Here is a 24,359-nt window from a genome sequence, read left to right as displayed (position 1 = left end):
AGTGGCCGGGCTTTCGTGTTTTGAACTAAATAAAGGGTTTAACCTTCTTTGATCGTCCGTGCTAATTCAGCGGCGCGTTGCACGGCCAGATCATGCTGCTCTTGTCCGGCAGCGCCGAACCATTCGATGGGCTCCATGAACTCCCATTTGTTCTTTTCGGTGATGCGATCCAGTTCACGTTGGGCGCCACCGGACCAACCGGCTGAGCCGAAACGCAGGACTTTTTTGTTCCACAGTTTTTTGCGGCGGAACATATCCAATACCCACGACATGGGCGGGAACATCTCGTATTCGTAGGTGGGCATGCCGAGGATCAGGCCGGATGATTTCCATGCGGAGGCGAGGATAATACCGACGTGCTCATCGGGCACGCGATGTACGTGCAGGGGCACGTCTTCGCTCTCTACGCCTTTGATGATGCTGTCGACCAGCTTGGCGGTGTTGCCGTACATACTGGCCCAGATCAGGGTGATCTCTTTTTCCGCCGGGCCGTTCATGTAGCTGGCAAAGCGGTGGTAATCGTCAATGATCGCTTTGGGGTTTTCCCGCCAGATGATGCCGTGGGACGGAGCGATCACCTTGATGTCGAGATCATCGAGGCGGGCAATGCCTTTGTTGACGAAGGTCGAGAAGCTGGCCACGATGTTGGCGTAGTAGCGTAGGGCTTCCTGGTGGAAGAAGTCGTGTTGCTCTTTGGAAAGCTGGTCATCAAAGTAGATATCGTTGACCGTGCCGTAAGCGCCGAACGCATCGCAGGAGAACAGCGTGCCGCTGCTCTGCTCGAAGGTCATCATGGTTTCCGGCCAGTGGATATTGGGCGTTTCGAAAAACTGCAGCACTTTGCCGCCGCCAAGATCGAGCGTGTCACCATCCTTGATGATATGGGTATGCTCAGTGATAGAAAAGAATGAGTTGAGCACCGCTGCCGCTTTCTTGGTCAAATAGATTTCGATAGCGGGATTTTCTTTGATCAGAGTCGGAATCCAACTGGTGTGGTCCGGCTCCATGTGGTTGATGATCAGGTAGTCGAAGCTCTTCGGTGTCAGATCGATGGACTGCAGCTCGGATTGAAACTCAGCCGGCTTGTCGTTGATATCTTCGATCAGGTCGATCAGAGCTGTTTTTTCACCCTGAACCACGTAACTGTTGATGGAGATGCCGTTGGGCATCGGCCACATGCCTTCAAACAATTGATAGCTTTCAAGGTTAACGGGTAAGCAGTAGATCCCGTCACTGATTTGAACTGCTTTCATGTTGAATCGTCCTTTCGGTGGATAAGCATTGAAGCAGGTTGCTGCGTTGGCCTGCTTGCACGTGCGAATGAACCTCTGCATCGTTGAGAGGGGCATGGTTGAAATTTACCTGACCAATGTAGTCAAATTTCAATAAGATGACAACCCCCTGTTTTTGCTGAATAAAGCGTATACTGCATTAATGTGCTTATTGAGCAAATGTTGGTATTCTAACACAAACAGAAACATTCTCCGCTAGCGTCCTGTTGTGTTGTGCTCTTTTTTAGCAGGCTGTTGAAAAACAGCCTGTGGAGCCCATGGACGGGCGACCGAAATCAAGGATAGGTTTTCAAGACCTTGATTTTGTAAGCAAGACGGAAATCGCATTTTCGGCTTGCGTCATTGGAAAAGCCCCGGATGGGACTTTCTCAACATCCTGTTAGCGCGATTTTCTCACAAATGACATGCTGCGAAACCGGGGCGGGAGGTAGTAACTATGGCGTTGGTGTTTCAATACGGTTCCAATCTGTCCACAACTCGCCTGAACGGGCCGGACCGTCTGGATGGTCAGGCGCAGGTTGTCGGCGTGGCACGAACCGTTGAGTGCTTTTATCTCGATTATACGGTGTGGAGCCACCACAACAATTGTGCTGCGGCGGATATTGTTGCAGATGCGTCAGGGCGGTGTGTTTATGGGGTTGTCTATGAGATTCCTGACCCGTTGGTTTTTGGCTATCACAACCATATGACCTTGGACCGGATTGAGCTTGAAGGGGAGTCTTATCGCCGGCAACAGGTTGGCGTACGGGTCAAAGGCAGTGATGATCCGATTTGCGTCTGGACCTATCGCGCCAAGCATCCACGTTGTGGTTTGAAGACCGAACTTGATTATGTCCGCCATCTGTTAATCGGCATGAAAGAGCATGGTCTCCCCTCGGAGTATCAAGCATATGTGATCGAGCGAACCTTATGTAATCATAGCCAGTTAGCGCAATCGCTTCATGCGTTTCTGAATCGCTTGAATGTTTCTTCCTGATTATTCTCCACAAAATCCAGCCGTTAGCTTGAATGCCAAAGCCCATCATCTATACTTCACCAACAGGAAATTAAATCAATTAAATGGGGTGCTGCAAATATATCTTATTGTGACAGCTCCTGTTTCATCATTGCAGGATAGCTGAATCCATTTTCACACACGGACTGTTCACACGGTTTCAATGACTGAATCCGTGTGAATAGTCATGTTTGTTACGTACCACGACATCCCAAGACCTGTGTCTCTGGAAGGAGGTGGTTAGATGAGAACATGGATGAAGGCCTCATTGCTGGTATTACTGGGAGTTGTTCTCGGAGTGCCGTTGATGAGTATGGGCTATTACACCATGGTGCGAACGTCGACGCCGCAGTTCTGTGCTATGTGTCACGAGATCCAGCCTGCCTATCGTGACTGGAAAACATCCAGTCATGGTTTCAATGCGCAGGGGGTGGTGGCGGATTGTATGGATTGCCACCTGCCTGCTCCTCACGACACGTTCGATTTCTTTTATGCCAAAGCGTATCACGGTCTCAAGGACGTGATTGCCCACTTTACGCTCGATGAGTATGACAGGGCCGAGAACCGTCGTCATGCCTGGGCGGATATTCATAATGATCAGTGCATGAAATGTCATCGTAACCTGTTGTATCTGCCGGATAAACGCGGAGCCATGTTGGCCCATCGTACGGTTGTTTATGCACGGCAGGGCTACGAAAAGCGGTGTACCGACTGCCATCGCTACCTGGTGCATCGACCCAAATCCAGTTATGCCTACAGCGAAAATCTGTAACGAATTGAAATTATCTTGTCTGGAAAACGAGGAAAGGAGCGGTTATGAGAACCACGATTACCCTGACAATTGCCGGGATTGTTTGTTTTGTTCTGGCTGGGAGTGCCCTGGCGGCCAACCAGGTGAAGCTCAGAGATTTCAGGCTGGAGCGCAGCATGTCCAAACAGGCGCAGGCGTGTCTGGAATGTCACAAGCGGGAACATCCGGGCATTTTCTCTGATTGGGCGGCAAGCCGCCATGCCAGTGCGAATATTACCTGTCTCGATTGCCATCTGGCGGACGAAACAGATCAGGATATCAGCAAAACCCACTTCAAGCAGTATCAGCGTAGTGATACGCCTTGGGGGCGTGCCGAATTTCGCGTGCCCATTGCCGAGGTGGTCACTCCGAAAGACTGTTCCCGTTGCCATCCGGATGAAGTGAAACAATACAGTCGCAGCAAGCATGCGAATACCATTGAAATCATGTGGAAAATCGATCCGTGGCTTAATAAAGGGATGAACTCTGAAACCGAACGCCAGGCCGGGTGCTATTATTGCCACGGCACGGTGCTGGAGATGGATGAAGAGGGACGGTTGTCTTCTGATACCTGGCCCAATGTGGGTGTGGGTCGTATCAATCTCGATGGCAGTAAGGGCAGTTGTACCAGTTGCCATACGCGCCATCGTTTTTCCGTTGCCGAAGCGCGCAAGCCTGAAGCCTGTGGTCAATGTCACCTGGGGCCGGATCATCCGCAGATTGAGATTTTCACCGAATCCAAGCACGGTGATATCTACGACACCTTTGGTGATGAATATAACTGGGACGCTCCGGCCGGAACCTGGACGCCTGGCATTGATTATCGTGGCCCGACCTGTGCCTCTTGCCATATGAGCGGTGCCGGCAAGCAGTTGACCACGCATGATGTGACCGAGCGGTTGAGTTGGGAGTTGCAAGTGCCGTTGACGGTGCGTCCGGAGGATTTTAAGCCGTTCCCGTCCAACAGCAATTGGCAGGTGGAACGTAATAAGATGAAGGATATCTGTAAGCAATGTCATGGCAAAAACTGGGTGGAAGATCATTACACCAAGACAGACGCCGTGGTGAAAGAGTACAACGAAGTGTATTTCAAGCCGGCCAAGGCCATGCTTGATGATCTCTACAGCAAAGGGTTGCTCGACAACAGTAGATTTTTTGATGAGCATCTTGAAGTTGAATTTTATGAGCTGTGGCACCACGAGGGGCGCCGGGCCCGCATGGGTACCGCGATGATGGCACCGGATTATGCCTGGTGGCATGGTTTCTACGAGTGTAAGCACCGTTACAACGGGTTTATGCAGGAAGCACGTCATCTGCTGGAGACCGGTGAGAAAGCCTATATCTTCAAAGACTTTCCCAATGCCAACGGCGATACAACACGTCCGCCGGTGATTTTCGGCAAGCCGTAAAGTAAACTCTGTTTTTTTTGAACAGATAGAATAAAAGGGCTGTCACCTGAATTTGGTGACAGCCCTTTTGATTTTGGAGTGTTTTTTTGAAAACAATTTATTTGTTTAAAGCCTGTTCCAGTTCACGTAAGCGACGGCGCAACTGCTGATCTTTTTCCCAACGTTCGGTCACGTCGCGTAAGATGGCCGCAACACCGCTCGGCTTGCCCTGCGAATCGGTCAACAGCACAATGGAAAACTCACTGGAGCACTGTTCTGAGGATTTGGTCAGAGCAGGTACTGACAAGAGTTTATCGCCGTAACGGGTGTTGCCGGTTTTTATACAGGTTGCATAGCCCTGCCAATGTCGTTCGCGCAGTTTTGGGGGAATGATGATATCAAGCGATTGTCCGAGAGCTTCTTCGGTGCTGAAACCAAATATGCGCTGCGCGCCACGGTTCCAGAGGCGGATGATGCCGTCACGATCGGCATACATGATTGCGTCTGCGGCATTGGCGGCGATGTCACTGTAGAGGTGCTGGTCACGGGTAAGAGGCATGGCCGTTCCTTTTGAGTCGGTGGGAGGTTGAAGACGTCATCATTGTTTCGCCAAGTATGATGTATTACGCACATCTGTCAACGACGGGCACAGTTAGAATTGCGAACGGAGGCAGGACTCCGTATAGTTGAAGGCCGAACTGTTCAAAGGAGGGGAAGCGCATGAAATTATCAGGGAAAGATCTGGCCTTTGCTGGTGGCGCTGTTGCGGTGCTGATTGTGGTGGTGCTTGGTACCGGCAAAGAGCTCGGACCGAATGTGCCGACAGATGCCGGTCATCAGGCGTTCTTCAGTCAGTTGGAGCAGGGACAGCGCCGGGTCGAGGTGGAGCAGGGCTGTCGCCAGTGTCATCCGCTGGCCGATCTGCCTGAGGCGCATCCCCATAAAGAGGAATGCATGGTCTGTCATCAGCCGAGTTAAACGCCGATTGGTCTCGAAAAGAAACGGGGGAACGTATTGAAGCGTTCCCCCGTTGTTATTTGTACTGGATGATTTACAGATTGTCGGTGGCGTCCGGTGTGGCGATGTAGCTTTTGATGCAGTGGTCTTCGGCCGGAAGCTTCATCAGTTGTTCACTGTTGACCGTAAGGCTTTCCACATAGTTGACAAACGACAGGGCGTAATCGAGGTAAGTATCGGTACCCAGACCGCGCTCTTGCTGAACGGTGGCAAAGGTGTCGTAGCCGTCGCGTCCGGCTGCGGTGTAGCTGTTGGTGACCACCACATACAAGGTGCCGTCTTCCAGGGGAACGTAACTGTCGCTGCCGCGGGCTTTAAACTCAAGGTTGCTGAGGCGACTGCCGTAGGGTTGGGTGGCATCGACATCGTATTTGATGGCATAGGCATAGGGAAATCCGCCGGTGGAACCACCCTGAGCGATGTTTTCGATGGCGTCTTCCATCACCTGTTTGATCTCGGAGCCGTACATGTCGATCTCATACAGGGTGTTGGCGAAAGGCAGCAGGGTGTAGGCGGTATCATAGGTGATGTCGCCGCTGTTGACGCTGGTGCGCACGCCGCCGCCGTTTTGAATGGCGATGTCGGCATTGGGGTCCATCTCGTAAAACGCTTTGGCAACGACCGGGGTAATGTCACTGCCCAGTGGCAGGTTGACACCGTAGTAATCATGGCCGGGGACACGGCTCAGCAGCAGGTCTTCTCCGGCTTCACCGATCACGGTTTCACCCAGCGCATCCACGTCTTGAGCATAGTCGGCAATGATGGCCGCTACCGTAGGATCTTCTTCGGTGATGGTCAGCTTGTCGTCGGTATCAATGGCGTCTTGGATGGCAGCCAGTTCGTCGCCGTCTACCGTATAGTCGTTTTCATCGGCATCTTCACGCACAAAGGTGTCACCGAGCAACAGGTGCGGCGTGCCGCTGCAACTGCCCAGAGTGTCGCCAACAAAAGTCACGTCCAGCTCACCGAGCACTTTGCTGTATTCCCACGCCTGAACAATACACACATCGTCACCATCGGCATTGGTGGCCATGGTCGGGTAATCGCCGGAATTGGACAGATCATAGGGCGAAAAGTCGCCGAGTAGGGTGTGAGAGTCGCCGTCAACGATGACATCAATGTCGCTGACCTGGGTGGCGAGTATTTGAACGTTGTTGTAGCCGTAATGGCTGAGCACGATGATTTTTCCGACTCCGGCAGCCTTCAGCTCATCGACAGCCGTCTGAACTGATTCAATTTCATCTTTGAAAGTGATCTCATCGCTAGGTTGAGAAGACTCTTCGGTTTTACCGGCAATGGTGACACCGATGATGCCGATCTGCTCGCCACCCATCTCTTTAATAATGTAAGGGGCAAATTTACCTTCCAGCACATTGCCTGGGGCCACTTCAATATTAGAGCTGATCAGGGGGGCATCAAGCTGGTCACTGAACCCGGCCAGCCAGGTGTCGCCATCGTCAAACTCGTGGTTGCCGATGCACATGGCGTCAAAGCCGATGGCGTTCATCACTTCGGCATCGGCCTCGCCTTGAAACAGGGTGTAGTAGAGGGTGCCTTGAACCGCATCACCGGCATGCAGCACCAGGTGATTGTCGTTTTCAGCGGACAAGGCGTCGATCAAACTGGCAACCCGTGCCATGCCGCCGACTTCGGCTTCGGTGGTGGTGCCGTCCAGTGTTAGGTCAACGTTGTCGCTGTCGAGATGCGAGTGGACATCGTTGACGTGAAGAATCTTAACTGAGGTGCGATGTGGTGAGCTGTTGCTGTCGCCACAGGCGCTGACCAGTAACAGGGTCAGAGCAATCAATAAAAAATTCAGCAGAGGGCGGTTGGGCATGTTCAGATGTTTCATCCTGTGTTCTCCCGTGGTTGGCAGTGGTGAATCGTTGTCTTGCAAAACGCAGCAAGTTCACCGTTGCCGGGTTAAAGGGAGATGAGAATTTTATTATGTTCTCAAAAACGTTGAGAACCTTTTAGCGAAACCGTTGATACGTCTGGCGCACTTGTTCGGGAACACTCAGCCACTGGCTATCGTCGGCAAAAGAGAAATCAGCAAAATCAAAGCCAGGCGCCACTGTACACCCGACCAGGGTGTAATCGCCACAACTCTCTGCCGCTTGAAAATCACCTCCGACAATGGTGGTGCAATACTCCGCTTCGCCCGGGCCGATAAGCTGTTCTTCGATGGTGGTGTCATGCCAGCGTAACAGACGCAGTGGCGCTCCTTCGTAGTAGTTCCACACTTCATCATGGAGTACACGATGAAAGCGGCTGACCTGACCTTTGAGCAATAGAAAATAGATATGGGTCAGGGCCTGGCGTGGTGCATCGGTAACGGATGATGAAACGGCTTGCTCGGAGCGATACACTTCCCGGTAAAAGCCCCCTTCAGGATGGGGGGCCAAGCTCAATCGATCAATAAGTTGTTGCATAGGGTTCTCCTGTGTTCTTGTGGTCGCGCGTTGCTAAATGGATGGTGACACAGTGAGCCACTGTGGGACGCTTTGCCTCACTTCCCATGTCTACAGCTTTTTTTAAAAGCAAAAAAAAACACCCAGAGAACAAACCTTCTAGTGCTCTGTCAATGCTAACGATTCGAGTCTATGGCACAGCATCGTTCCGTTCACACAGGCGCTAAATCGCCGAAGTGGTTACTCCACTTCAAGGTTTTTCAACGCAGGGGGAATGGTGTGAGGCGAAGCCGGATTTGAAGATTATGTGTTGCCAGGGCACTTGGCTTGGCACGGTCTCTGCTCTGTTTTCCCGCATCCATTTATATCTTGATAAGGAGTATGTTATGCCAAAATTTGTTGTAGAACGAGAGATTCCTTCCATTGGTCAGGTATCGGCTGAAGAACTGCAAGCCATTGCGCGTAAGTCACGTGAGGTTCTTAACGCAATGGGAACGTCGATTCAGTGGGTGGAAAGCTATGTGACCGGAGATAAGATTTACTGCGTTTATATTGCCGAAAATGAGCAGCAGATCCTTGATCATGCCGCTCAAGGTGGTTTTCCCGCCAACCGGATTTGTCAGATCGAAACTATGATTGATCCGACCACCGCCGAATAACCCCTTATCTGGTGTGACCACATAAAGACTGATGGTGTGGTCACACTACCCCTTTTTTTCCTGCCTTAATCTCCTCAACGGTTTTTTTATCACCTTGCGCAAAGACGTTTGATTTTTTCCCCTGCATGGAAAATTTGTATTCCTTTGTCTACGATTTACATACCAAATAGTCGTCTTAAGACGACATAACGCCTTTTTAAAAATCATCACTTGCTCTTGTAGTAGATGGTTTATTGGTGTCTAAATTGCTCTTTTATAAGGATTTATTTAGGAAGATTCGTTTGACTTGTTTAAATTTGCTGTGCTACATCTTTTCCTGTCTTGTACTTTTTAAACGTCATGTGACGTTTCGATCTTTCCTTTCAGTATCTTTTGCCGTCCATCGTAGTGATGATTAAATTCGCGGCGATATTTGGCAGATTCTCTGCCTGGAGATTCCAGCCAATCAACGGGACCCGACCCCACACCGCTGTGGGCAGATAGGGTCGTGAAGCACGTTCGCGAACGGGTTTACGCGTTACGGTGCCACTGAAATGGTCACAGAGTGTCTTTTTTGCTGATGGCTGTTTTGCCGGTGCTGCGCCAGTGACGCGTGTGTGTACATTCGATGTAGTCATGTTTTTCAGCAGGAGGCCCATCCATGAAACGTTTATCCACGTTCTTTATTTCCCTGACCATAGCAATGATGGTCCTGAGTACTGTCGGCAGCGCCTTGGCCGATGACAGCGTTGTTCTTGACCCCGTCAAGATCACCGAGTCGGTTCCTGTGACCGAGACGCTGGCAGAGCCCAAGAAGGTTGTTGTCGTCACGGAACAACCGGTGCAGCCGGTGTCTCTTACCGAAGCGCTCGACAAGGAATTCTTTGTTGAATTCCAGAAATCCGGCGAGTATAGCTCCGAACCCTACATTCGCGGGCGCGGCACCAAGGGTGTGCCGGTTTATCTGGAAGGGATGCGCCTTAACAGTGGTCATAGTGACTCGACTAATCTGTTCAACCTGATTGACGTGGAAACCGTGGAAGTTTATCGCGGCCCCAGTGGAGCAACATTGGGTATGGGCGCTATGAGCGGCGCGGTTGTGGTCAAATTCAGTGATCCCGAATTCGCCGACAGTGCGGCGTTTGTCACCAGTGGTTTTTTTAAAGCCAAAACATCGATGTTTTCCACCTCTGGGTATTCAGCCGCTTTGGGAGGACGCGCTTACAATGATCGCTTCAATATCGCGGTGAGTGGCGGCTTGTCCGATTACGATGACTATGAAGACGGTGAGGGCGATGACGTTGAACACTCCCAATACGAGACCTCTAACTACAATGTCAGTATGGCCGTGAAGATCACTGACGACAGTCACGTCTATGTCCGTTACATGAAGGATAAAGCTGATTCGGAGGATCCTTTTTCCCGTTACCAGAATAACGGCGTCTGGTTTTATACCGACCGCCCCAACGATGACGGCGAGACCCTGTTCATCGGCTACAAAGACGCGGAACTCGGAGGCCTGCAAAACGTTCATCTGCAACTGTTTGGCAGCGATCTCCACTATGATATGGACATGAAAAAGGAAGCGGCTATTCCCGAAGTGCGTGAGCTGTTCCGCGATAGCGAAACCCGTGGTGGCAAGCTCTCGGCGCAAAAAGAGCTCGGCAACCACCTGCTGTCGTTTTCCGGCAAATATACCAAGATGGAAGTGACCAACGGCGTGCGTATGTTTAACGGTGCCACGCAGAGTTGGAGCGACTGGGTGAGTGCTTTCGGCATTACCGATGGCGAAATCAGTTCCACCATGGTTAACGTTGCCGACGATATGGTCTACGGCAAGGCGTTTTTCAATGTTGCGGCCGGGTATGAATTTGTCCGTCGCAAAGTCCATTCCAACGTCAATTCAACAGCCCTGTCCGGCCTGGTGCCGTCGGAACTGCTTGATCAGGTGCAACAGAAGGATACGGATGAACGTGATCATCTGCTGTCGGTCAGTGCCACGGCCGGCTATGAGTTCTGTTCCGCCTTTGTCCCTTATGTGAAACTCTCCAATGCCAGTCGCACGCCGTACTTTAATGAGTCCTACGGCAACAACCCCAACAATGGCTCCATGGTCCCTAATCAGGATCTGGACAACGAAAGTGTCTGGGGTGTTGATGTCGGTTTTGACGGTCGCATCGGTGGCCTTTACTACACCAGTGCCTTGTACTACCAAGACTACACCGACTATATCGAACTGGTTCAAACCGGTTACCAGACCACTGCCGGTCTGCCCATCAAGCGCTATGTCAATCTCGATGACGCCACAGTCTACGGTGCAGAGGCGTTGCTTGGTTACGATTTCGGCGCTGATCTGTTTGTTGAAGCCGCCTATCTCTATACCTATGGCAAAAATGAAATGGATGACCAGCCTTTGGCCTACATTGCTCCGCAAAAGCTGACCCTGACCATCGGTCAGCAGCGTAAAACCGGTCTGAGCTGGTTCATCGAAGAGGTGATGGTTGATGAGCAGGACCGCATCTCCACAGTCAATGGCGAGGTGGAAACACCGGGCTATGCCATTACCAATCTGGCTGTCAGCTATGCCTTTGCCGATATCGGCTGGATGACTGCGCCGGTGGTGGCGTTTGAACTGAACAACGTTCTTGACCGCGATTATCGTCAGCATCTCGATAAAGTGTCGGCGACTTCGTGGTATCTGCCCGATGAAGCCGGTATTAACGGTGTGCTGTCGGTACAGGTCGGATTTTAAGCCATGCGTGGCCTGCTCCTGCTCATCTGTTGTGTGTTTGTGATGTTTCCCAATGTGGCCCCCGCTTCCCAGGGGGGGCACAGGGATGCCCAGCCACAGCGCATTTACGGTACGGCGCCGCCCATTACCCATCTCCTCTATGTGCTTGGTGCAGACGGGCTGATTGCTGTTAATGCTCCGCTGCGCAATCCATCCAACAACGCGGATGATCGGTTTTTGCGTGAATGGTTCCGCCACTTGCCGGTTCTCGGTGGTTGGCACGGCAATCGTCACCCCAATCTCGAAGAGATTCTCCGGCAAAAGCCGGATCTGATTGTCAGTTGGGATACGCCGTTGTTGCAGGACAAAGTGGATGGCGATCTGGGACGAATCGGATACAAGGCGCTGGCGGTGAATATTGATGACACGGCCAACTACCCGCAGGTATTTCGTCAACTCTCTGCAGTTATTGGTCGTGCCAAACGTGGCGAGGCGCTGGCTGTTTGGGCCGAACAGCAGATTGATGATTTGCAACGCTTTGTCGCCACCATCCCCCCCGACGAACGGGTGCGGGTGTATTACGCCGAAGGGCGTGACGGCTTGCAAACGGAATGTGCCGGTTCTTTTCACGCGGAGCCGCTGCGTTATGCCGGAGGTATTAATGTCCACCAGGGGCGTCAGACCACGGTGACGGGGTTGCAGAGCATTAATATGGAGCAGCTTTTGGCCTATGATCCCGAAGTGATTGTTGTGCAAAATCCGCTGTGCTATCGCGAGCTGTTTGACGATCCTCTGTGGCAACAATTGACAGCGGTGCGGCAGGGCCGCGTGGCTCTGGTGCCAAAAACCCCGTTCAACTGGCTCGACCGTCCACCGTCATTCATGCGGCTGATCGGTGGGCATTGGTTGGCGGCCCAGTTTTATCCACAGCGCTATCCCTACGATGTCAAAGCGAAGGCGCGGGCGTTTTTTGAGCTGTTTTTCGGAGTGCGGGTGGACGAAGACGACTTATCACGCATGATGTTTCCGGCGGCGACCCGTGCGATAGGAAAAGGAGGGGCGTGATGAAGGTCAGTGATTCCCTGTTGCGGATGTTTCTCGGTGGCGGTGATTTTGTTCTGTATATTTTGCTGGCACTTAGTGTGGTGACATTGGGCGTCATTCTCGAACGGCTGTATGCGTTTGTTCACTTGCGGCGTTGTTATGGTCAATTGAGCAAGCGTGATCTGCTGCTGTTCGGTCAGAAGCGGTTGACGATACTTGCTACCCTCGGCAACAACGCGCCGTTTATCGGGCTGTTTGGTACGGTACTCGGCGTGATCAAGGCATTCCACGACCTGCATCTGCAGCAAGGCTCTGGGATCAAGGTGGTCATGGGTGGGATCTCCGAAGCTCTGGTGGCCACGGCCATGGGGTTGTTGGTGGCCATCCCGGCGGTGATCGCTTACAACGCCTTTTCAAAGACCCTGCAAACCTGGCTGTTGTTGAGGCAGAACAATGAATAACGATTTCACGACGGACCAGGAGATCTCGCAGATCAACATGACACCGTTCGTTGACATCGTGCTGGTGCTGCTGATCGTGTTTATGGCTACGGCTAGTTTTATTACGCAGCAGGCGCTGGAACTGAATTTGCCCAAGGCGCAGACTGCCGCCTCCCTGTCTGAGACTGATCCCCACGTTACCATCAGCATCGACCGGCGAGGACTGCTGTATGTGGACGATAAACAGGTGAAGCGTCGCGAACTGGTGGCGCACCTTGAGCAAGCGAATAGTGAATGGCCGGTGCTGGTGCGCAGCGATGCCGGAGCCCGCTACGGTCTGGTGGTTGAAGTGATCGATCTGTGCAAACGCCATGGTTTTTTTACCTTTGCTCTGGAGAGTCAGGACGATGAACCGAACCTTTAAATCTTCTGCGGTGATGCCGTATTCCTGGTTGCTGGCCGTGAAGGCCATTTTGGTTGCCATGGTGCCATTGTGCTCCAGTGGTTCCGTTGGGCTGGGAGTGGTAAAAAGCACCGGGTTGAGCACATTTTTGACCCTGTCGGCGGTGGTGCATGTTGGCCTGTATAGCTTGCTGGCCGTGCCGGCGCAGACACCGCAGTCGGTGGAGGCGCAGCCTATTACACTGGTCAGTTTTGCTCCGTCTGCGGTGGCGGCTGCTCCGGTTGCCGCACAACCTGTTGTGCGCGTCACCGAGCCTGTCACGCCACCTCCGGTGGTTGCCCCGCCCAAACCTGTCGAGAGACCGAAAGTGGTGGAACCGACGGTTCCAGTGATCAAAACGACGATTGAAAAGCAGCGTGAACCAGAACCGCCGCCTGCACCACGTAAGGAAGAGGTGGCTGTGAAGCCTGAAGTCCTGCCTGAGCCGCCGGTCGCCGCTGCCGCCGCGGTCGCCAATGTCGCGGAACAGGTTCAGGGGCCGTCAATGGTTTCAGCCTCCGCCGAACAGGTGGTTGATCCCGTGCCGGGCATGGCCATGCAGGGCGAGCGAATGGCAACGGAGCTGGAGCGCTACGTCATGTTGGTCCAACAGCAGGTTCAGGCACATCTCCATTACCCGCTTAAAGCGCGTAAATGGCATATCGAAGGGAAGGGCAAATTTCAATTCGAGATTGCGGCGGATGGCTCTCTTACCGACAACAACGTGACGGTGTTGACCAGTTGCGGCAGGCGCATGCTCGATCGGGCTGCGATCCATACCATTCGTCATGCCGCGCCGTTTGCTGCGCCGCCCCAAGGTGCGCTGACGGTGACCGCGCCGATTATTTTTGAGTTGCGCTGATGGACACTTCCTGTTCAGAGAAATGGCGTCCGCTGTGGAAGCGGAACAGTACCTGTCGGCGACTGAGCTGGTCGTTCAATCGACAACAGTTGGTGTTTGTCGGCTTGGTTCTGGTGTTGCTGGTGGCCATGCAAGCCTCACTGCTGTTGGGCAAATACCCGGTATCATACGATGATTATACTGAGTTTGCTCGTCTGGTGATCACCGGCCAGTCTGATGTGGCGCGCCAGCAGTTCGCCACCTTGTACAGTGTGATATTTGAGATCCGCCTGCCGCGCATTATTGCCGCTGTGGTGATTGGTGCTTCACTGTCCGTGGCCGGAAGTACCTTTCAGGCCATGTTTGTTAATCCACTGGTGTCGCCGGGCATTCTCGGTGTGCTGGCCGGTTCATCGTTTGGTGCTGCTTTAGGCATGGTGCTGCAATTGCCGTGGCTGGGCGTGCAGGTGGCGGCATTTGTGTTTGGTGCGGCGGCTGTGGCCACAGCGGTGATGATCTCTTTGATCTACCGCAATAGTCGCAGTGTCATCATCCTTATCCTCGGCGGGGTGATCAGCAGTTCATTGTTTACCGCACTGTTGTCGGTGCTTAAGTACAGTGCCGATCCCTACGATACTCTGCCGGCTATTGTCTACTGGTTGATGGGCAGTCTGTCGTTCAGCGATAAGGACACCATTGTGCTGGTGGCCGGGCCGATGCTGTTTTCCGTCCTGGTTCTGACGCTGATGGCTAAATATCTCAACGCCCTGAGCCTTGGCGATGAAGAGGCGCAGTCTCTTGGTCTCAACGTGCGGCGCATCAAGGTGATTGCCATCACTTTGGCCACCCTGGTCAGTGCCCTGTGCGTGGTGATGGCTGGTGTCATAGGCTGGATTGGTCTGATTATTCCGCACATGGCGCGGCTGCTGCTCGGTGCCGATAACCGCAAAGTGCTGCCGGCCAGCGCGCTGATCGGCGCGCTGTTCCTGCTGGTGACGGATAATTTGTCGCGCACCTTGTTTGCCCATGAGATCCCTATCGGCATCCTGACGTCACTGGTTGGCATTCCCATCTTTATTATCGTGTTGAAACATGCACGGGAGGGATTTCATTAATGGTGATTGAGGCGCGTAATATCCGATTTTCCTACGGTCGCAAGCCGGTATTGCAGGGGGTTGATTTCGATCTTGCCGGTGGCGAAGTGGTCTCTTTATTGGGGCCCAATGGCAGCGGCAAAAGCACCTTGCTGAAAATCCTGCTCGGTCTGCTGCGCGGTCAGGGGGAAGTGAGGTTGTTCGGCAAGCCGATTGGCGATTACCGCCGTCAGGAACTGGCCCGCAAGATCGCTTATGTGCCGCAGATCCACCACATGCCGTTTTCCTACACGGTATTGGATGTGGTGTTGATGGGCCGTCTCGCCCATGGTGGTCTGTTTTCAAACTACAGCAAGCATGATTACCGACTGGCTCACGAAGCGTTGGAGCAGGTTGGTGCAGATGCGTTGTCGGCCATGCCTTTTTCACGGATCAGTGGCGGCCAGCAGCAGTTGGCTCTGATCGCTCGGGCGTTGTGTCAGCAGGCGGAGATCCTGTTTCTCGATGAGCCGGTCAATGGACTCGACTACGGCAATCAAATCAAGTTGCTGCGCTTTTTGCGTGACTTTGCCAAACAGGGCACCACGTTTTTAAAAACCACCCATTACCCGGATCATGCGTTGGCCTGTTCGGATCGGGTGGCCATGCTCGACCATGGAGAAATGCTTGCTTTTGATCAGGTAGATCGCGTGCTGACGCCTGATAACGTGCAGCGTTTGTACGGTGTGGCGGTAGAAATTGCCGAGAGCCGTCACGGCTATCGCTGTTGTATGCCGCAAATTTAATGGTCGCGGTACCTGGTTAACAGAGCATTCTTCTTCCGGCGGGAGAAGGGAGCCAAGAAAATATTGCCGTCCGCATAACAGATGCTGACTTTAACAAGGAGTGAATCCATGAGTGATATTGAAAAAACGCCACCAGTTGGAACCCGGCTGGTCACTGATATGGCCGGACGCAAAGTCATTGTTAAGGAGCGCGTAGAAAAAGTTTTTGGTTACAACCCGATGATCACTGCGTTGATGTATGCCCTGGCGCCGGAAAAGATTGCCGGACACAACTTTCCGCCATCGCCTTTGGAGTTGCAGGTCGCGCCGCAATCGTATCTTGACCTGCCGGTTCTCGGCGTACTTGGTGCCCTGTTCGGTGGCGGTAAACAAACCCTTAATACCGAAGCCATTCGCCAGGCACAGCCGGATGTGATCCTGTCGATGACGCTGTCGAAGATTGACGAACCTGAGGTTCAAATGGCTGAGAACCTGCAAAAGGAACTGGATATCCCGGTGCTGATTTTTGATGGTGCTCTGGAGCGTAGTGCCGAAGTGATTCGCCGTGTCGGCCTGGTGATTGGTGTCGAAGATCGCGCTGAGATGCTGGCCGATTATTTTGATAAAAAACTCGACATTATCCAAAGAACAGTAGCCACCATCCCCAAGTCTTCGCGCCATACCGTGTATTACGCGCAAACGCCGTCTGGTTTGCACACCGAACCTCGCGGAGCGCGTCATGGCGAAGTGATCGATCTGGCCGGCGGGATCAATTGTGCTGAAACCTATGAGTTGCGTGGTTGCGGCCAGACGCCGATTAGTGCCGATGATCTGCTGCGGTGGAACCCAGAAGTGATTCTGGTGATGTCCGATGAGGGAAATTCCGAAGATCGGCTGTTGACCCGCATGACCGACGATCCGTTTTGGTCGTGTCTTGAAGCTGTGAAGAGGGGAACCTGTTACGAACCGCCGGGGCTGTTGTATAGCTGGTTTGATCGTCCCCCGTCGATTAACCGCCTGATCGGGGTGATCTGGTTGAGCGGGGTGCTGTATCCGCAGCAATTTAACTGGGATATGGCCGACGAGGTGCGTTGCTTTTACCGTCTGTTTTACCGTATGGAACTCACCAGCGAAGAGATTGACTCTCTTCTTGCCAATCCTTTGGTGGTGAAGCATAAAAAAACGGCTTGATGCGAAAGCGGCGGTGATGGGTTCGTCAAGTGCCTCCTTCGTGAATCACCGTTGTCTTTCGCATCACCTCTCTTTCTCTGTGGATTACGTATATGACTGAAATGACTTGTCCAATTTGTGAACATCAGTGCCGTCTTCAGGATGGAACGGCTGGCCGCTGTGGGCTCTATGAACTCAGCAATGGTCAACTGGTTGAGCGACAGCCCGACCGGTATCTGGTTGCTTGTCCCATCTCCATTGAAACCATGCCTATGCTGCATTTTCAGCCCGGTGGCAAGTTTCTGCAACTGACCACCACCGGTTGTAATTTTGATTGTCCCGGGTGTATCTCCACGGTGCTGGTTAAAGAGATGAACCGGGACAGTTGTGCCCTTGAAGTGTTAACTCCGCAGATGGTGATTGATCGGGCGCTGGATAGCGACTGCGAGGGGATCGCTTTTTTGATGAATGACCCACTTGCGGCGTTTCCGCGTTTTCTCGCCGTGGCCAAGTTGGCTTCTCAGTGCGGGCTGAGCGTCGGTTGTTCGACCAACGGCTATTTCAGCGCCGCAGCGCTGGATAAGCTGGTGCCTTATCTTGATTTTATCAATTTCGGCATGAAGGGCTTCAGTGACTCCTCGTATCAGGCCTGTGGAGGGGCGCGATTGGCTCCGGTGCTCCGCAACATTGAACGGGTGCATGATGCGGGTATCCATATTGAAGTGTCTTGCGTTTATCAGCGATCCAATCGTAATGAAGTGATGGCCCTGGGCCAGTGGTTGAGCCGCCTTGATAGACAGATTCCTTTACAGGTGATGCGATTTCTGCCCTTTGAAGGGGCGACGATTGATGAAGAACCGTCGATTATCGAAGCCGAAGCGCTCTGCCTTGAATTACAGCAAGGGCTTCACCATGTTTACCTGTTTAATTCTCCCGGCAGCACTTATCTTAATAGCTATTGTCGTGATTGTGGTGGGGAAGTGATTCGGCGGGATTTCTATGGACCCATGGGTGCAAAATTGCTCCTTGATCAAAGTCCGGCTCTTTTGGCCGGGGGGCGGTGCCCGCAGTGTGATGTGGAGTTGCCTGTTAAAGGGACGGTGGCTGCAACGATCTTTGAAGAGGGGGATTTTCAAGGCGGCTACCCGTTAACCCGCGCTCTGGAAATGGTTGAAGCCATGTTGATCGCCATGGGAGTGGTACGCCAGCAGGATGTGGCACGATCATGGGAAAGTCTGCTGCAGGGCGATGGTTTGCAGGTGCTGCATCAACATATTCAGGATCCGCGTCGTTATCTCAATGCGCTACATTCTTTTGGCCGCCAGGCTGGGCGTCCCGTTGCCGCAACGCAGTTGGCTGACTACCTTGAACGTTGGTTGGACAATCTGGATCTGGCGATGACGGGTGTCACAGATCGACCGCGTGTTTACTATGCCATGGGTAAGACACTGTTTGCCATAGGGCCGGGACGTCTGGAAAACCGTCTGGTTGAATTGGCAGGGGGCGAAAGTCTGAACCGGCAACTTTCCGTTGGTGGTCGCCCCGGTCGGCGACTCACGGTTGATAAACTGAATGAGTTGAACCCGCAGGTGATCGTCATGTCGGCGTTTATGTCGAGTTCTAAAGAAGATGTGCTGACAGAGTGCGCGGCGCTGGGTATTGATGTCGAAGCGGTGCGCAACCAACGTATCATTGTGCACCCTGCTGCGGGCTGGGATTTCGGCAGTCCGCGCTGGATTCTCGGCTTGCTCCATCTTGCGAGTATTTTTCATCCGGAACGTTGTCGGATTGATGTGCTCGATGAAGCACAGCAGTTTTATCGCCGCTTCTATGGTGTCGATTTCATTGCCGACAGAGTCAATCGCTCATTTGCTAAACCCTCCTCGGATTGGTATTGGCATGAGCAAAAGGAAGCCGGGAATTTGTTAGCGTGATGTTTATCGACCTCGGTCTGTTTGACGGGCGGGAATGCGCTGTGCTAAATAGAGGGTTGTTACGTGTGTACCAGACATGTGTCTGGCGTAAACACAATTTACTGTGATCTGCGACAAGGAAAACGTTATGACCCGACAAGATGATTCGATTAAATGCATGGTGCGTGACTATCGCCAGAAACAAGGCTGGTCGCAAAAAGAACTCGCTGAGCGCATCGGCATCAAACGCCAGGCCATTTACGATATTGAAACTGGCCGCTATCTGCCCAATACCGGCATATCGCTCCGGCTGGCGCGGTTGTTCGGCTGCCGGGTGGAGGATCTGTTTGTCGATGACACCCCGGAACAACAGCAGGGGGTCGATCTGGTCAATGGGACGTGCCTGCCCTCGACTCGCTTGGCCTTGAGCCGGGTGCGTGACCGCCTGGTGGGCTTGCCGCTCAGTGGCCATGACGCCATGCCGTTCGGCTTGCGTTCCGCCGATGGACTCTTGTCGGAAGACGGTAAGCATGCGCGGATTTTTTCCCCATCGCAGACCCTTGACCACAATATTATTCTCATGGGTTGTGATCCGGCCTTTGAAATTCTCAGTCACCATGTCAATCGATTGGTGCGCGATGCACAGGTCTATTGCCGGTTTGCTTCCAGCCGACGTTCGCTACGCGGGTTGGGGGAAGGGGTTGCCCATATTGCCGGCAGTCATTTTCACAATCAGGATCAAAAGGAATCCAACGTGATTGCCGCCAGCCGAGATCTGCAACAGCGTCGTACTAAAGTGATCGGTTTTTCCCTGCTCGAAGAGGGGTTGATGGTAGCTAAGGGCAATCCGTTAGGGATTCGCGGCGTCGCTGATCTGGTTCAGCCCATGGTGCGTTTTGTCAATCGTGATTGCGGGGCTGCCCTGCGTGTATTGCTGGATGATCATCTGCAAAAAGCCGGTATCGCCGGTCCGATGATCAACGGCTATCTTACTGAGGTCGATTCCCATCGCGAGGGGGCCTTCCGCATTGCCTGCAATGTGGCAGATGCCGCTTTGGGCTTACGTGCCATAGCTGAAGCTTTTGACCTCGGTTTTGTGCCTTTAACAGCGGTGCGTTGTGATCTGCTGTTTCCCGAAGATTTGATTGACCACCCCACGGTCAAAGTGGTGCTTGATGTCATGCATTCGTCAGCACTGCGTAAAGAGATTGATGCGTTGCCCGGTTATGAGGCGTCTGCCACCGGCAAGGTGATTGCCGAAGTCTGATTCACCAGAGAAATGGTGCAGCAGTTGGAGGGTGGCATTGTTGTCACCTGCAGTGGTCACTGGCGTTCTCATAAGCAGGTAAATTGTAAATGCCTATCACCTTATTTGTGTTCCTTTTTTCAGCCCCCTTTGTGGAGCTATGGAGAATGCCATGACCATTGATGCCAAGAAATTTGATCATTTAGCCAAAACCGTTTTTGCCCCAGTGTATCCAGTTATTGCGACTCAAATTATTGAGACGACCAATGTGCGAGAGGGGTGCTGCCTTGACGTCGGTTGTGGTCCCGGTGATCTTGGTTTTTCCCTTTTGCAGCAGACGGATCTTGCCGTAGGCTTTGTAGATGCTTCTGTGGATATGGTGAAACGGGTTACCACCACAATTGACTCACGTCAGCTTCAACACCGCTGCCACGCGCTATGCAGCGATGTCGCACGGATAGAGGTGCCCCCCAACAGTGTTGATCTGATTGTCAGCCGTGGTTCCGTGTTCTTCTGGGAGGATCTTCACCAAAGTTTTTCGCATCTTTATCAGGTTTTGAAACCCGGTGGCTGGATGTACATTGGCGGTGGTTTCGGCGATCAGCAGCTTCTTGAACAGGTCATTTGCGCATTTAAAGCACGTGGTGAAGAGGACACTTTTCGCGACCGCATTCGGCGCAACTTGGGTGATACCAGTCGAAAACGCTTGACTAACGCCCTGGAAAAGGCCGGGATCAGCGACTACTCGGTGCGCCACAGCGATGCCATCGGCCTCTGGATGGTGGTGCAAAAGCCCCAATAATCGTGCTTTTTCACCTTATTCCCACTGTAGGCCAATGTGTTTTTTCTTATAATGAGCGGTTTTGCGTGCGTTTTGCCCCTTTCTTCTGATATATTGTCAGCCCGTGTCTAAATTATGAAGGTCTGCCACTGTTTTTTAGCCTTCAAAGATCGGAATTTCTAGTTGGAGTTGCTGACACATGGAAGAAAAGGTTCATCTAATTATCACCGGTGATAATCGCGATTCGCGTTCCGTGGTGATGACAGAAAAGCGGTTGCGCCGTCTGATCCGTACTGGTCTAGGCGCAACTGTTCTGTTTGCCATTTTTACCGTCGTGTCCATTTACACCCTGGTTCAGGATCACAGCCGCCAGCAGCGAATGAGCAACCTGGAAAGTCAGGTTCTGTGGTTGAACGATCAGAACTCTCATCTGCGCAATCAGGTCAATCGCCAACGTACAGAGAAAAAAGAGTTGATCAGCAATGCGGTCAACCATCTCAACGAGCGTAGCACCCAAATCGAATCGTTACTGCAGAAGGTGGGTGTTGAAGTGGCTGCCGAAGATGGTGGTGCCGGACAGGAAGGCAGCGGTGGTCCCTACATCGAAGCCGGTGCAGGAACCTTTGACGACGCGCTGTTTTATTCTGGTCAACTGCTAGAGCTTGCCGATCAGGTGCCTTTAGGGCGTCCCACTGAAGGCTATCTCTCCTCCAGTTATGGTCGTCGCCGTGATCCTTTCAATGGCCACATGGCGTTTCACAGCGGTATCGATATTGCCCATTATGTCGGCACCAAGGTGTATGCCACAGCCAGCGGCACTGTGGTCAGTTGTGGGGTGGTTTCCGGTTATGGAAAAATGGTCAAGATCAAGCATGGTGATCGCTACAGTACGGTTTATGGCCACCTGCAGAAAATCTATCTCAAGCCCGGCACGAAGGTAGCGCGTGGTGATGCCATTGGCGCGATGGGTAACACCGGTCGTTCCACCGGCCCTCATCTTCATTACGAAATTCACGACAACGGCCGTACCATCAATCCTTATAGTCTGACATTCCTGAATCGGTAGCAGTTGATTCCCAACCGTGGAGGCAACCATGTTTTCGTCCTCATCGAACAAAAAAGAAACGCCCGAAGCCATTACCACCATTCTTGGTGAAGGTACTGAAGTCACCGGTGATCTGGTGTTTAAAGGCAGCATGCGTATTGACGGCCAGTTTGATGGTAATCTCACCGGCGATCATTTGATCATCAGTGCCAGCGGCAAGGTTGTTGGTGATGTTAGTGCCAAGAGCTGTATCTGCCACGGCCAAGTGACCGGCAATCTGTCTGTCGATGAATTACAGGTCAAGAAGGGTGGCAATGTCGACGGCACCATCACCACAAAAGATCTGTCCGTCGAATCGGGAGCTTTCCTTGATGGGGAAGTGAAGTTGAAAAAGAAAGAGCTGCATGTGGTGGATGATAAGTCCAAGACAGCCAAAGATAAAGGGACTGTGGCGAAGTAAACGCCCTTTTACCCTAAATTGATTGAAGAAATCCCTGCCTGATTTGGTGGGGATTTTTTGTTGAAGCTTCGAGAAGGGACGGTCACCAGTCTGTGGAACTCACAGACGGGTGACCGTCAAACGATGTAGGCTTTCAACTCCGTGAGCTCAGTAAGAAAACGGTATTCCTTTTTACGATCCTATGGAACTCATTCGTGATTAGTAACCGTCTGATTGAGAAATAGGAAATGACCCTAAAGAATGAACCTGATAACTCTACCTTGTTTATTTGCCAATATTGTGGGAGCAAAGATTGGTCCGTGAGTATCGAGCCTTTTAAGCCCGGTAAGTACTATGGCTTTTATATGAAGGTGTTTTCTTGTGCATCCTGTTGCAAACCGGTTAATCTCGAGCAGAACTGGGTGCTACAGGCTCAAACAGATGATGATGGAGAGCTCTTGGGGCCAAATTAAGGCGACAGTGTTTCGTGAATTGATGAGTCAGGAAAATAGTACGTTTGAAAATTAAGCATACCCACAGTATTTTTAATTTCATGATCGCAAAATACGTTTTTGGAAATAATTCAGCCATGATTAAAAAACAATTTATTGACTATCTAGTGCTTATAGCAATAACAGTCCTGATATCAGCCTGCGGCACTTCAGAAAATAATAACAGCTACTCAGATGAGGGCACCTCAGAGATAGAGGTGGGCGACATCCAGACACTCTCGTATGAACCGGCATCCTGCTCAGAATCAGACCAGCGGGACTTCATCAACAAAGTGATGCACGATGTTTACTTGTGGAGTGAATACACACCCGATGTGGATGTCGACTCATACGCATCGCAAAGAGAACTGCTGGATGCTCTCGTTTATAACGATGAACAATGGAGCGGTATCACGACTCTTGAAGAATATGATTCATATATGGTTGGAGAAGCCGTCGCTATTGGCATAAATTTTACCGACCAAGATGACATGATCTATCTGACACATGTTTATCCTGATTCTCCGGCTGAAGATGCTGGTCTCCAGCGCGGATACGCACTGACCAGCATAAACGGCTACCCTGTAGCAGACATCATAAATAACGACCTGTGGGATGAAGCATTAGGACCAGATGTTTTGGATCTTGACTATATTGACAACGACAGTAACGCAGGATCCGTTTCAATTACAAAAACAACCTTTACAGAAAGCTCTGTCGCGGCATACAGCATACTTACCAATTCCACAAACGGTAACAAAGTAGGCTACCTGAACTATCTGACATTTAACGACAATTATTCAACAGACTTAGCGGAAGCATACACAGCATTTGCTGTGAACGATATCAGAGAGATAGTCGTTGACCTAAGATACAATGGAGGCGGAAGAGTCTATGTAGCCCAGATATTGGGCGGTATCATCGGCGGTACAACTGTTGCCGGTCGTCCCGCATATTCAGAACTCTACAACGACCACTATTCATCATGGAGTACACAGTATTCTTTTGCATCGGAGAACACGCTGAATATCGAAAAAGTTGTGTTCATTGTCACAGAGAGCACAATGTCAGCAAGCGAGCTTATGATCAACATGCTCAAACCCTATATGGATATCACCCTGATAGGCTCAACCACAGCCGGCAAACCAGTGGGCAGCTTTGCTATCGAATATTGTGGTAATTATATAAAACCTATTGCATTTAAATTGGTGAACGCAAACATGGAAGGCGACTACTATGACGGCTTTCCTGTTACATGTTCCGCCACTGACGATGTGACACACCCGTTGGGAGATAGAGAGGAAGGTATGCTCAGTGTCGCTATGACATATCTTGAGACCGGTTCATGCCCCGCTGAATAAAACTTAGGGGGAAGGAACATTGCCCTG

The 24,359-nt window shown here is 52.0% G+C and carries 23 protein-coding genes; 19 read left to right on the top strand and 4 right to left on the bottom strand.

Annotation, left to right across the window (positions count from 1 at the left end; translation table 11 throughout):
- Positions 1–38: 38 nt before the first annotated feature.
- Positions 39–1,253, bottom strand: a complete 1,215-nt coding sequence (locus DACE_RS03355; protein ID WP_040366066.1) for an FprA family A-type flavoprotein — start codon at positions 1,251–1,253, stop codon at positions 39–41.
- Positions 1,254–1,728: 475 nt separating this feature from the next.
- Between DACE_RS03355 and DACE_RS03350 the strand changes: the two genes are divergently transcribed.
- The 3 genes from DACE_RS03350 (at position 1,729) to DACE_RS03340 (ending at position 4,485) form a co-directional block, all read left to right on the top strand.
- On the top strand, positions 1,729–2,268 hold the full coding sequence (locus DACE_RS03350; protein WP_005998318.1) for a gamma-glutamylcyclotransferase family protein: 540 nt from the start codon (positions 1,729–1,731) through the stop codon (positions 2,266–2,268).
- A gap of 262 nt (positions 2,269–2,530) precedes the next feature.
- A complete protein-coding gene (locus DACE_RS03345) occupies positions 2,531–3,058 on the top strand; it encodes a cytochrome c3 family protein (RefSeq protein ID WP_005998317.1) in 528 nt (175 codons plus the stop codon).
- Between the two features lie 44 nt (positions 3,059–3,102).
- Positions 3,103–4,485, top strand: coding sequence for a multiheme c-type cytochrome (locus tag DACE_RS03340; protein ID WP_005998316.1), 1,383 nt, complete (start codon positions 3,103–3,105; stop codon positions 4,483–4,485).
- Between the two features lie 97 nt (positions 4,486–4,582).
- On the opposite strand, the gene DACE_RS03335 is transcribed toward DACE_RS03340, so the two are convergent.
- Complete coding sequence (locus DACE_RS03335) at positions 4,583–5,023, bottom strand: PAS domain-containing protein (RefSeq protein ID WP_005998315.1); 441 nt, start codon at positions 5,021–5,023, stop codon at positions 4,583–4,585.
- 161 nt (positions 5,024–5,184) lie between these two features.
- Here DACE_RS03335 and DACE_RS03330 point away from each other — a divergent pair, with 161 nt between their 5' ends.
- Positions 5,185–5,442: a hypothetical protein gene (locus tag DACE_RS03330; protein WP_005998313.1), complete on the top strand. Its 258-nt coding sequence runs from the start codon at positions 5,185–5,187 to the stop codon at positions 5,440–5,442.
- A gap of 73 nt (positions 5,443–5,515) precedes the next feature.
- On the opposite strand, the gene nadN is transcribed toward DACE_RS03330, so the two are convergent.
- Together nadN and DACE_RS03320 are read right to left on the bottom strand one after the other, a co-directional pair.
- Positions 5,516–7,333: an NAD nucleotidase gene (gene nadN / locus DACE_RS03325; protein WP_005998311.1), complete on the bottom strand. Its 1,818-nt coding sequence runs from the start codon at positions 7,331–7,333 to the stop codon at positions 5,516–5,518.
- A gap of 121 nt (positions 7,334–7,454) precedes the next feature.
- Positions 7,455–7,913 (bottom strand): cupin domain-containing protein, encoded by a 459-nt coding sequence (locus DACE_RS03320; protein ID WP_005998309.1) that lies wholly within the window; start codon positions 7,911–7,913, stop codon positions 7,455–7,457.
- Positions 7,914–8,278: 365 nt separating this feature from the next.
- Between DACE_RS03320 and DACE_RS03315 the strand changes: the two genes are divergently transcribed.
- The 15 genes from DACE_RS03315 (at position 8,279) to DACE_RS03240 (ending at position 24,332) form a co-directional block, all read left to right on the top strand.
- Entirely contained in the window at positions 8,279–8,551 is a 273-nt protein-coding gene (locus DACE_RS03315; protein ID WP_040366063.1) for a DUF4242 domain-containing protein, read from the top strand.
- Between the two features lie 640 nt (positions 8,552–9,191).
- A complete protein-coding gene (locus DACE_RS03310; protein ID WP_005998305.1) occupies positions 9,192–11,282 on the top strand; it encodes a TonB-dependent receptor in 2,091 nt (696 codons plus the stop codon).
- Positions 11,283–11,285: 3 nt separating this feature from the next.
- On the top strand, positions 11,286–12,326 hold the full coding sequence (locus DACE_RS03305) for an ABC transporter substrate-binding protein (protein WP_005998303.1): 1,041 nt from the start codon (positions 11,286–11,288) through the stop codon (positions 12,324–12,326).
- Positions 12,326–12,766 (top strand): MotA/TolQ/ExbB proton channel family protein, encoded by a 441-nt coding sequence (locus DACE_RS03300; protein WP_005998301.1) that lies wholly within the window; start codon positions 12,326–12,328, stop codon positions 12,764–12,766. Before DACE_RS03305 ends, DACE_RS03300 begins: the two co-directional genes overlap by 1 nt.
- Positions 12,759–13,169, top strand: a complete 411-nt coding sequence (locus DACE_RS03295) for an ExbD/TolR family protein (RefSeq protein ID WP_005998299.1) — start codon at positions 12,759–12,761, stop codon at positions 13,167–13,169. Before DACE_RS03300 ends, DACE_RS03295 begins: the two co-directional genes overlap by 8 nt.
- Positions 13,153–14,049 (top strand): energy transducer TonB, encoded by an 897-nt coding sequence (locus DACE_RS03290; protein ID WP_005998297.1) that lies wholly within the window; start codon positions 13,153–13,155, stop codon positions 14,047–14,049. The genes DACE_RS03295 and DACE_RS03290 overlap by 17 nt, the downstream gene beginning before the upstream one ends.
- The gene (locus DACE_RS03285; RefSeq protein ID WP_005998295.1) at positions 14,049–15,143 is read left to right on the top strand and encodes a FecCD family ABC transporter permease; all 1,095 of its coding nucleotides are present in this window, start codon (positions 14,049–14,051) and stop codon (positions 15,141–15,143) included. Before DACE_RS03290 ends, DACE_RS03285 begins: the two co-directional genes overlap by 1 nt.
- The gene (locus tag DACE_RS03280) at positions 15,143–15,907 is read left to right on the top strand and encodes an ABC transporter ATP-binding protein (RefSeq protein WP_005998293.1); all 765 of its coding nucleotides are present in this window, start codon (positions 15,143–15,145) and stop codon (positions 15,905–15,907) included. Before DACE_RS03285 ends, DACE_RS03280 begins: the two co-directional genes overlap by 1 nt.
- Positions 15,908–16,015: 108 nt before the next feature.
- On the top strand, positions 16,016–17,077 hold the full coding sequence (locus DACE_RS03275) for an ABC transporter substrate-binding protein (protein WP_005998290.1): 1,062 nt from the start codon (positions 16,016–16,018) through the stop codon (positions 17,075–17,077).
- A 92-nt stretch (positions 17,078–17,169) separates the two neighbouring features.
- The gene (locus DACE_RS03270) at positions 17,170–18,990 is read left to right on the top strand and encodes a radical SAM protein (RefSeq protein WP_005998289.1); all 1,821 of its coding nucleotides are present in this window, start codon (positions 17,170–17,172) and stop codon (positions 18,988–18,990) included.
- Positions 18,991–19,117: 127 nt separating this feature from the next.
- Positions 19,118–20,236, top strand: coding sequence for a substrate-binding domain-containing protein (locus DACE_RS03265; protein ID WP_005998286.1), 1,119 nt, complete (start codon positions 19,118–19,120; stop codon positions 20,234–20,236).
- A gap of 151 nt (positions 20,237–20,387) precedes the next feature.
- Positions 20,388–21,017 (top strand): class I SAM-dependent methyltransferase, encoded by a 630-nt coding sequence (locus DACE_RS03260; RefSeq protein WP_005998283.1) that lies wholly within the window; start codon positions 20,388–20,390, stop codon positions 21,015–21,017.
- A gap of 178 nt (positions 21,018–21,195) precedes the next feature.
- Complete coding sequence (locus tag DACE_RS16995; protein ID WP_005998282.1) at positions 21,196–22,062, top strand: peptidoglycan DD-metalloendopeptidase family protein; 867 nt, start codon at positions 21,196–21,198, stop codon at positions 22,060–22,062.
- Positions 22,063–22,090: 28 nt separating this feature from the next.
- Positions 22,091–22,501 (top strand): bactofilin family protein, encoded by a 411-nt coding sequence (locus tag DACE_RS03250; protein WP_005998281.1) that lies wholly within the window; start codon positions 22,091–22,093, stop codon positions 22,499–22,501.
- A 496-nt stretch (positions 22,502–22,997) separates the two neighbouring features.
- On the top strand, positions 22,998–24,332 hold the full coding sequence (locus DACE_RS03240; protein WP_040366058.1) for a S41 family peptidase: 1,335 nt from the start codon (positions 22,998–23,000) through the stop codon (positions 24,330–24,332).
- The last annotated feature ends 27 nt before the right edge of the window (positions 24,333–24,359 follow it).

Source organism: Desulfuromonas acetoxidans DSM 684 (assembly GCF_000167355.1).
Lineage (GTDB): Bacteria > Desulfobacterota > Desulfuromonadia > Desulfuromonadales > Desulfuromonadaceae > Desulfuromonas > Desulfuromonas acetoxidans.
Note: the sequence above shows the minus strand (reverse complement) of the source record. Positions and strands in the feature narration are given on the sequence as shown.

Excerpts from the sequence above, each read along its gene's own strand:
- DACE_RS03355 (WP_040366066.1), bottom strand. The coding sequence starts at position 1,253 with ATGAAAGCAGTTCAAATCAGTGACGGGATCTACTGCTTACCCGTTAAC.
- DACE_RS03350 (WP_005998318.1), top strand. The coding sequence starts at position 1,729 with ATGGCGTTGGTGTTTCAATACGGTTCCAATCTGTCCACAACTCGCCTG.
- DACE_RS03345 (WP_005998317.1), top strand. The coding sequence starts at position 2,531 with ATGAGAACATGGATGAAGGCCTCATTGCTGGTATTACTGGGAGTTGTT.
- DACE_RS03340 (WP_005998316.1), top strand. The coding sequence starts at position 3,103 with ATGAGAACCACGATTACCCTGACAATTGCCGGGATTGTTTGTTTTGTT.
- DACE_RS03335 (WP_005998315.1), bottom strand. The coding sequence starts at position 5,023 with ATGCCTCTTACCCGTGACCAGCACCTCTACAGTGACATCGCCGCCAAT.
- DACE_RS03330 (WP_005998313.1), top strand. The coding sequence starts at position 5,185 with ATGAAATTATCAGGGAAAGATCTGGCCTTTGCTGGTGGCGCTGTTGCG.
- nadN (WP_005998311.1), bottom strand. The coding sequence starts at position 7,333 with ATGAAACATCTGAACATGCCCAACCGCCCTCTGCTGAATTTTTTATTG.
- DACE_RS03320 (WP_005998309.1), bottom strand. The coding sequence starts at position 7,913 with ATGCAACAACTTATTGATCGATTGAGCTTGGCCCCCCATCCTGAAGGG.
- DACE_RS03315 (WP_040366063.1), top strand. The coding sequence starts at position 8,279 with ATGCCAAAATTTGTTGTAGAACGAGAGATTCCTTCCATTGGTCAGGTA.
- DACE_RS03310 (WP_005998305.1), top strand. The coding sequence starts at position 9,192 with ATGAAACGTTTATCCACGTTCTTTATTTCCCTGACCATAGCAATGATG.
- DACE_RS03305 (WP_005998303.1), top strand. The coding sequence starts at position 11,286 with ATGCGTGGCCTGCTCCTGCTCATCTGTTGTGTGTTTGTGATGTTTCCC.
- DACE_RS03300 (WP_005998301.1), top strand. The coding sequence starts at position 12,326 with ATGAAGGTCAGTGATTCCCTGTTGCGGATGTTTCTCGGTGGCGGTGAT.
- DACE_RS03295 (WP_005998299.1), top strand. The coding sequence starts at position 12,759 with ATGAATAACGATTTCACGACGGACCAGGAGATCTCGCAGATCAACATG.
- DACE_RS03290 (WP_005998297.1), top strand. The coding sequence starts at position 13,153 with ATGAACCGAACCTTTAAATCTTCTGCGGTGATGCCGTATTCCTGGTTG.
- DACE_RS03285 (WP_005998295.1), top strand. The coding sequence starts at position 14,049 with ATGGACACTTCCTGTTCAGAGAAATGGCGTCCGCTGTGGAAGCGGAAC.
- DACE_RS03280 (WP_005998293.1), top strand. The coding sequence starts at position 15,143 with ATGGTGATTGAGGCGCGTAATATCCGATTTTCCTACGGTCGCAAGCCG.
- DACE_RS03275 (WP_005998290.1), top strand. The coding sequence starts at position 16,016 with ATGAGTGATATTGAAAAAACGCCACCAGTTGGAACCCGGCTGGTCACT.
- DACE_RS03270 (WP_005998289.1), top strand. The coding sequence starts at position 17,170 with ATGACTGAAATGACTTGTCCAATTTGTGAACATCAGTGCCGTCTTCAG.
- DACE_RS03265 (WP_005998286.1), top strand. The coding sequence starts at position 19,118 with ATGACCCGACAAGATGATTCGATTAAATGCATGGTGCGTGACTATCGC.
- DACE_RS03260 (WP_005998283.1), top strand. The coding sequence starts at position 20,388 with ATGACCATTGATGCCAAGAAATTTGATCATTTAGCCAAAACCGTTTTT.
- DACE_RS16995 (WP_005998282.1), top strand. The coding sequence starts at position 21,196 with ATGGAAGAAAAGGTTCATCTAATTATCACCGGTGATAATCGCGATTCG.
- DACE_RS03250 (WP_005998281.1), top strand. The coding sequence starts at position 22,091 with ATGTTTTCGTCCTCATCGAACAAAAAAGAAACGCCCGAAGCCATTACC.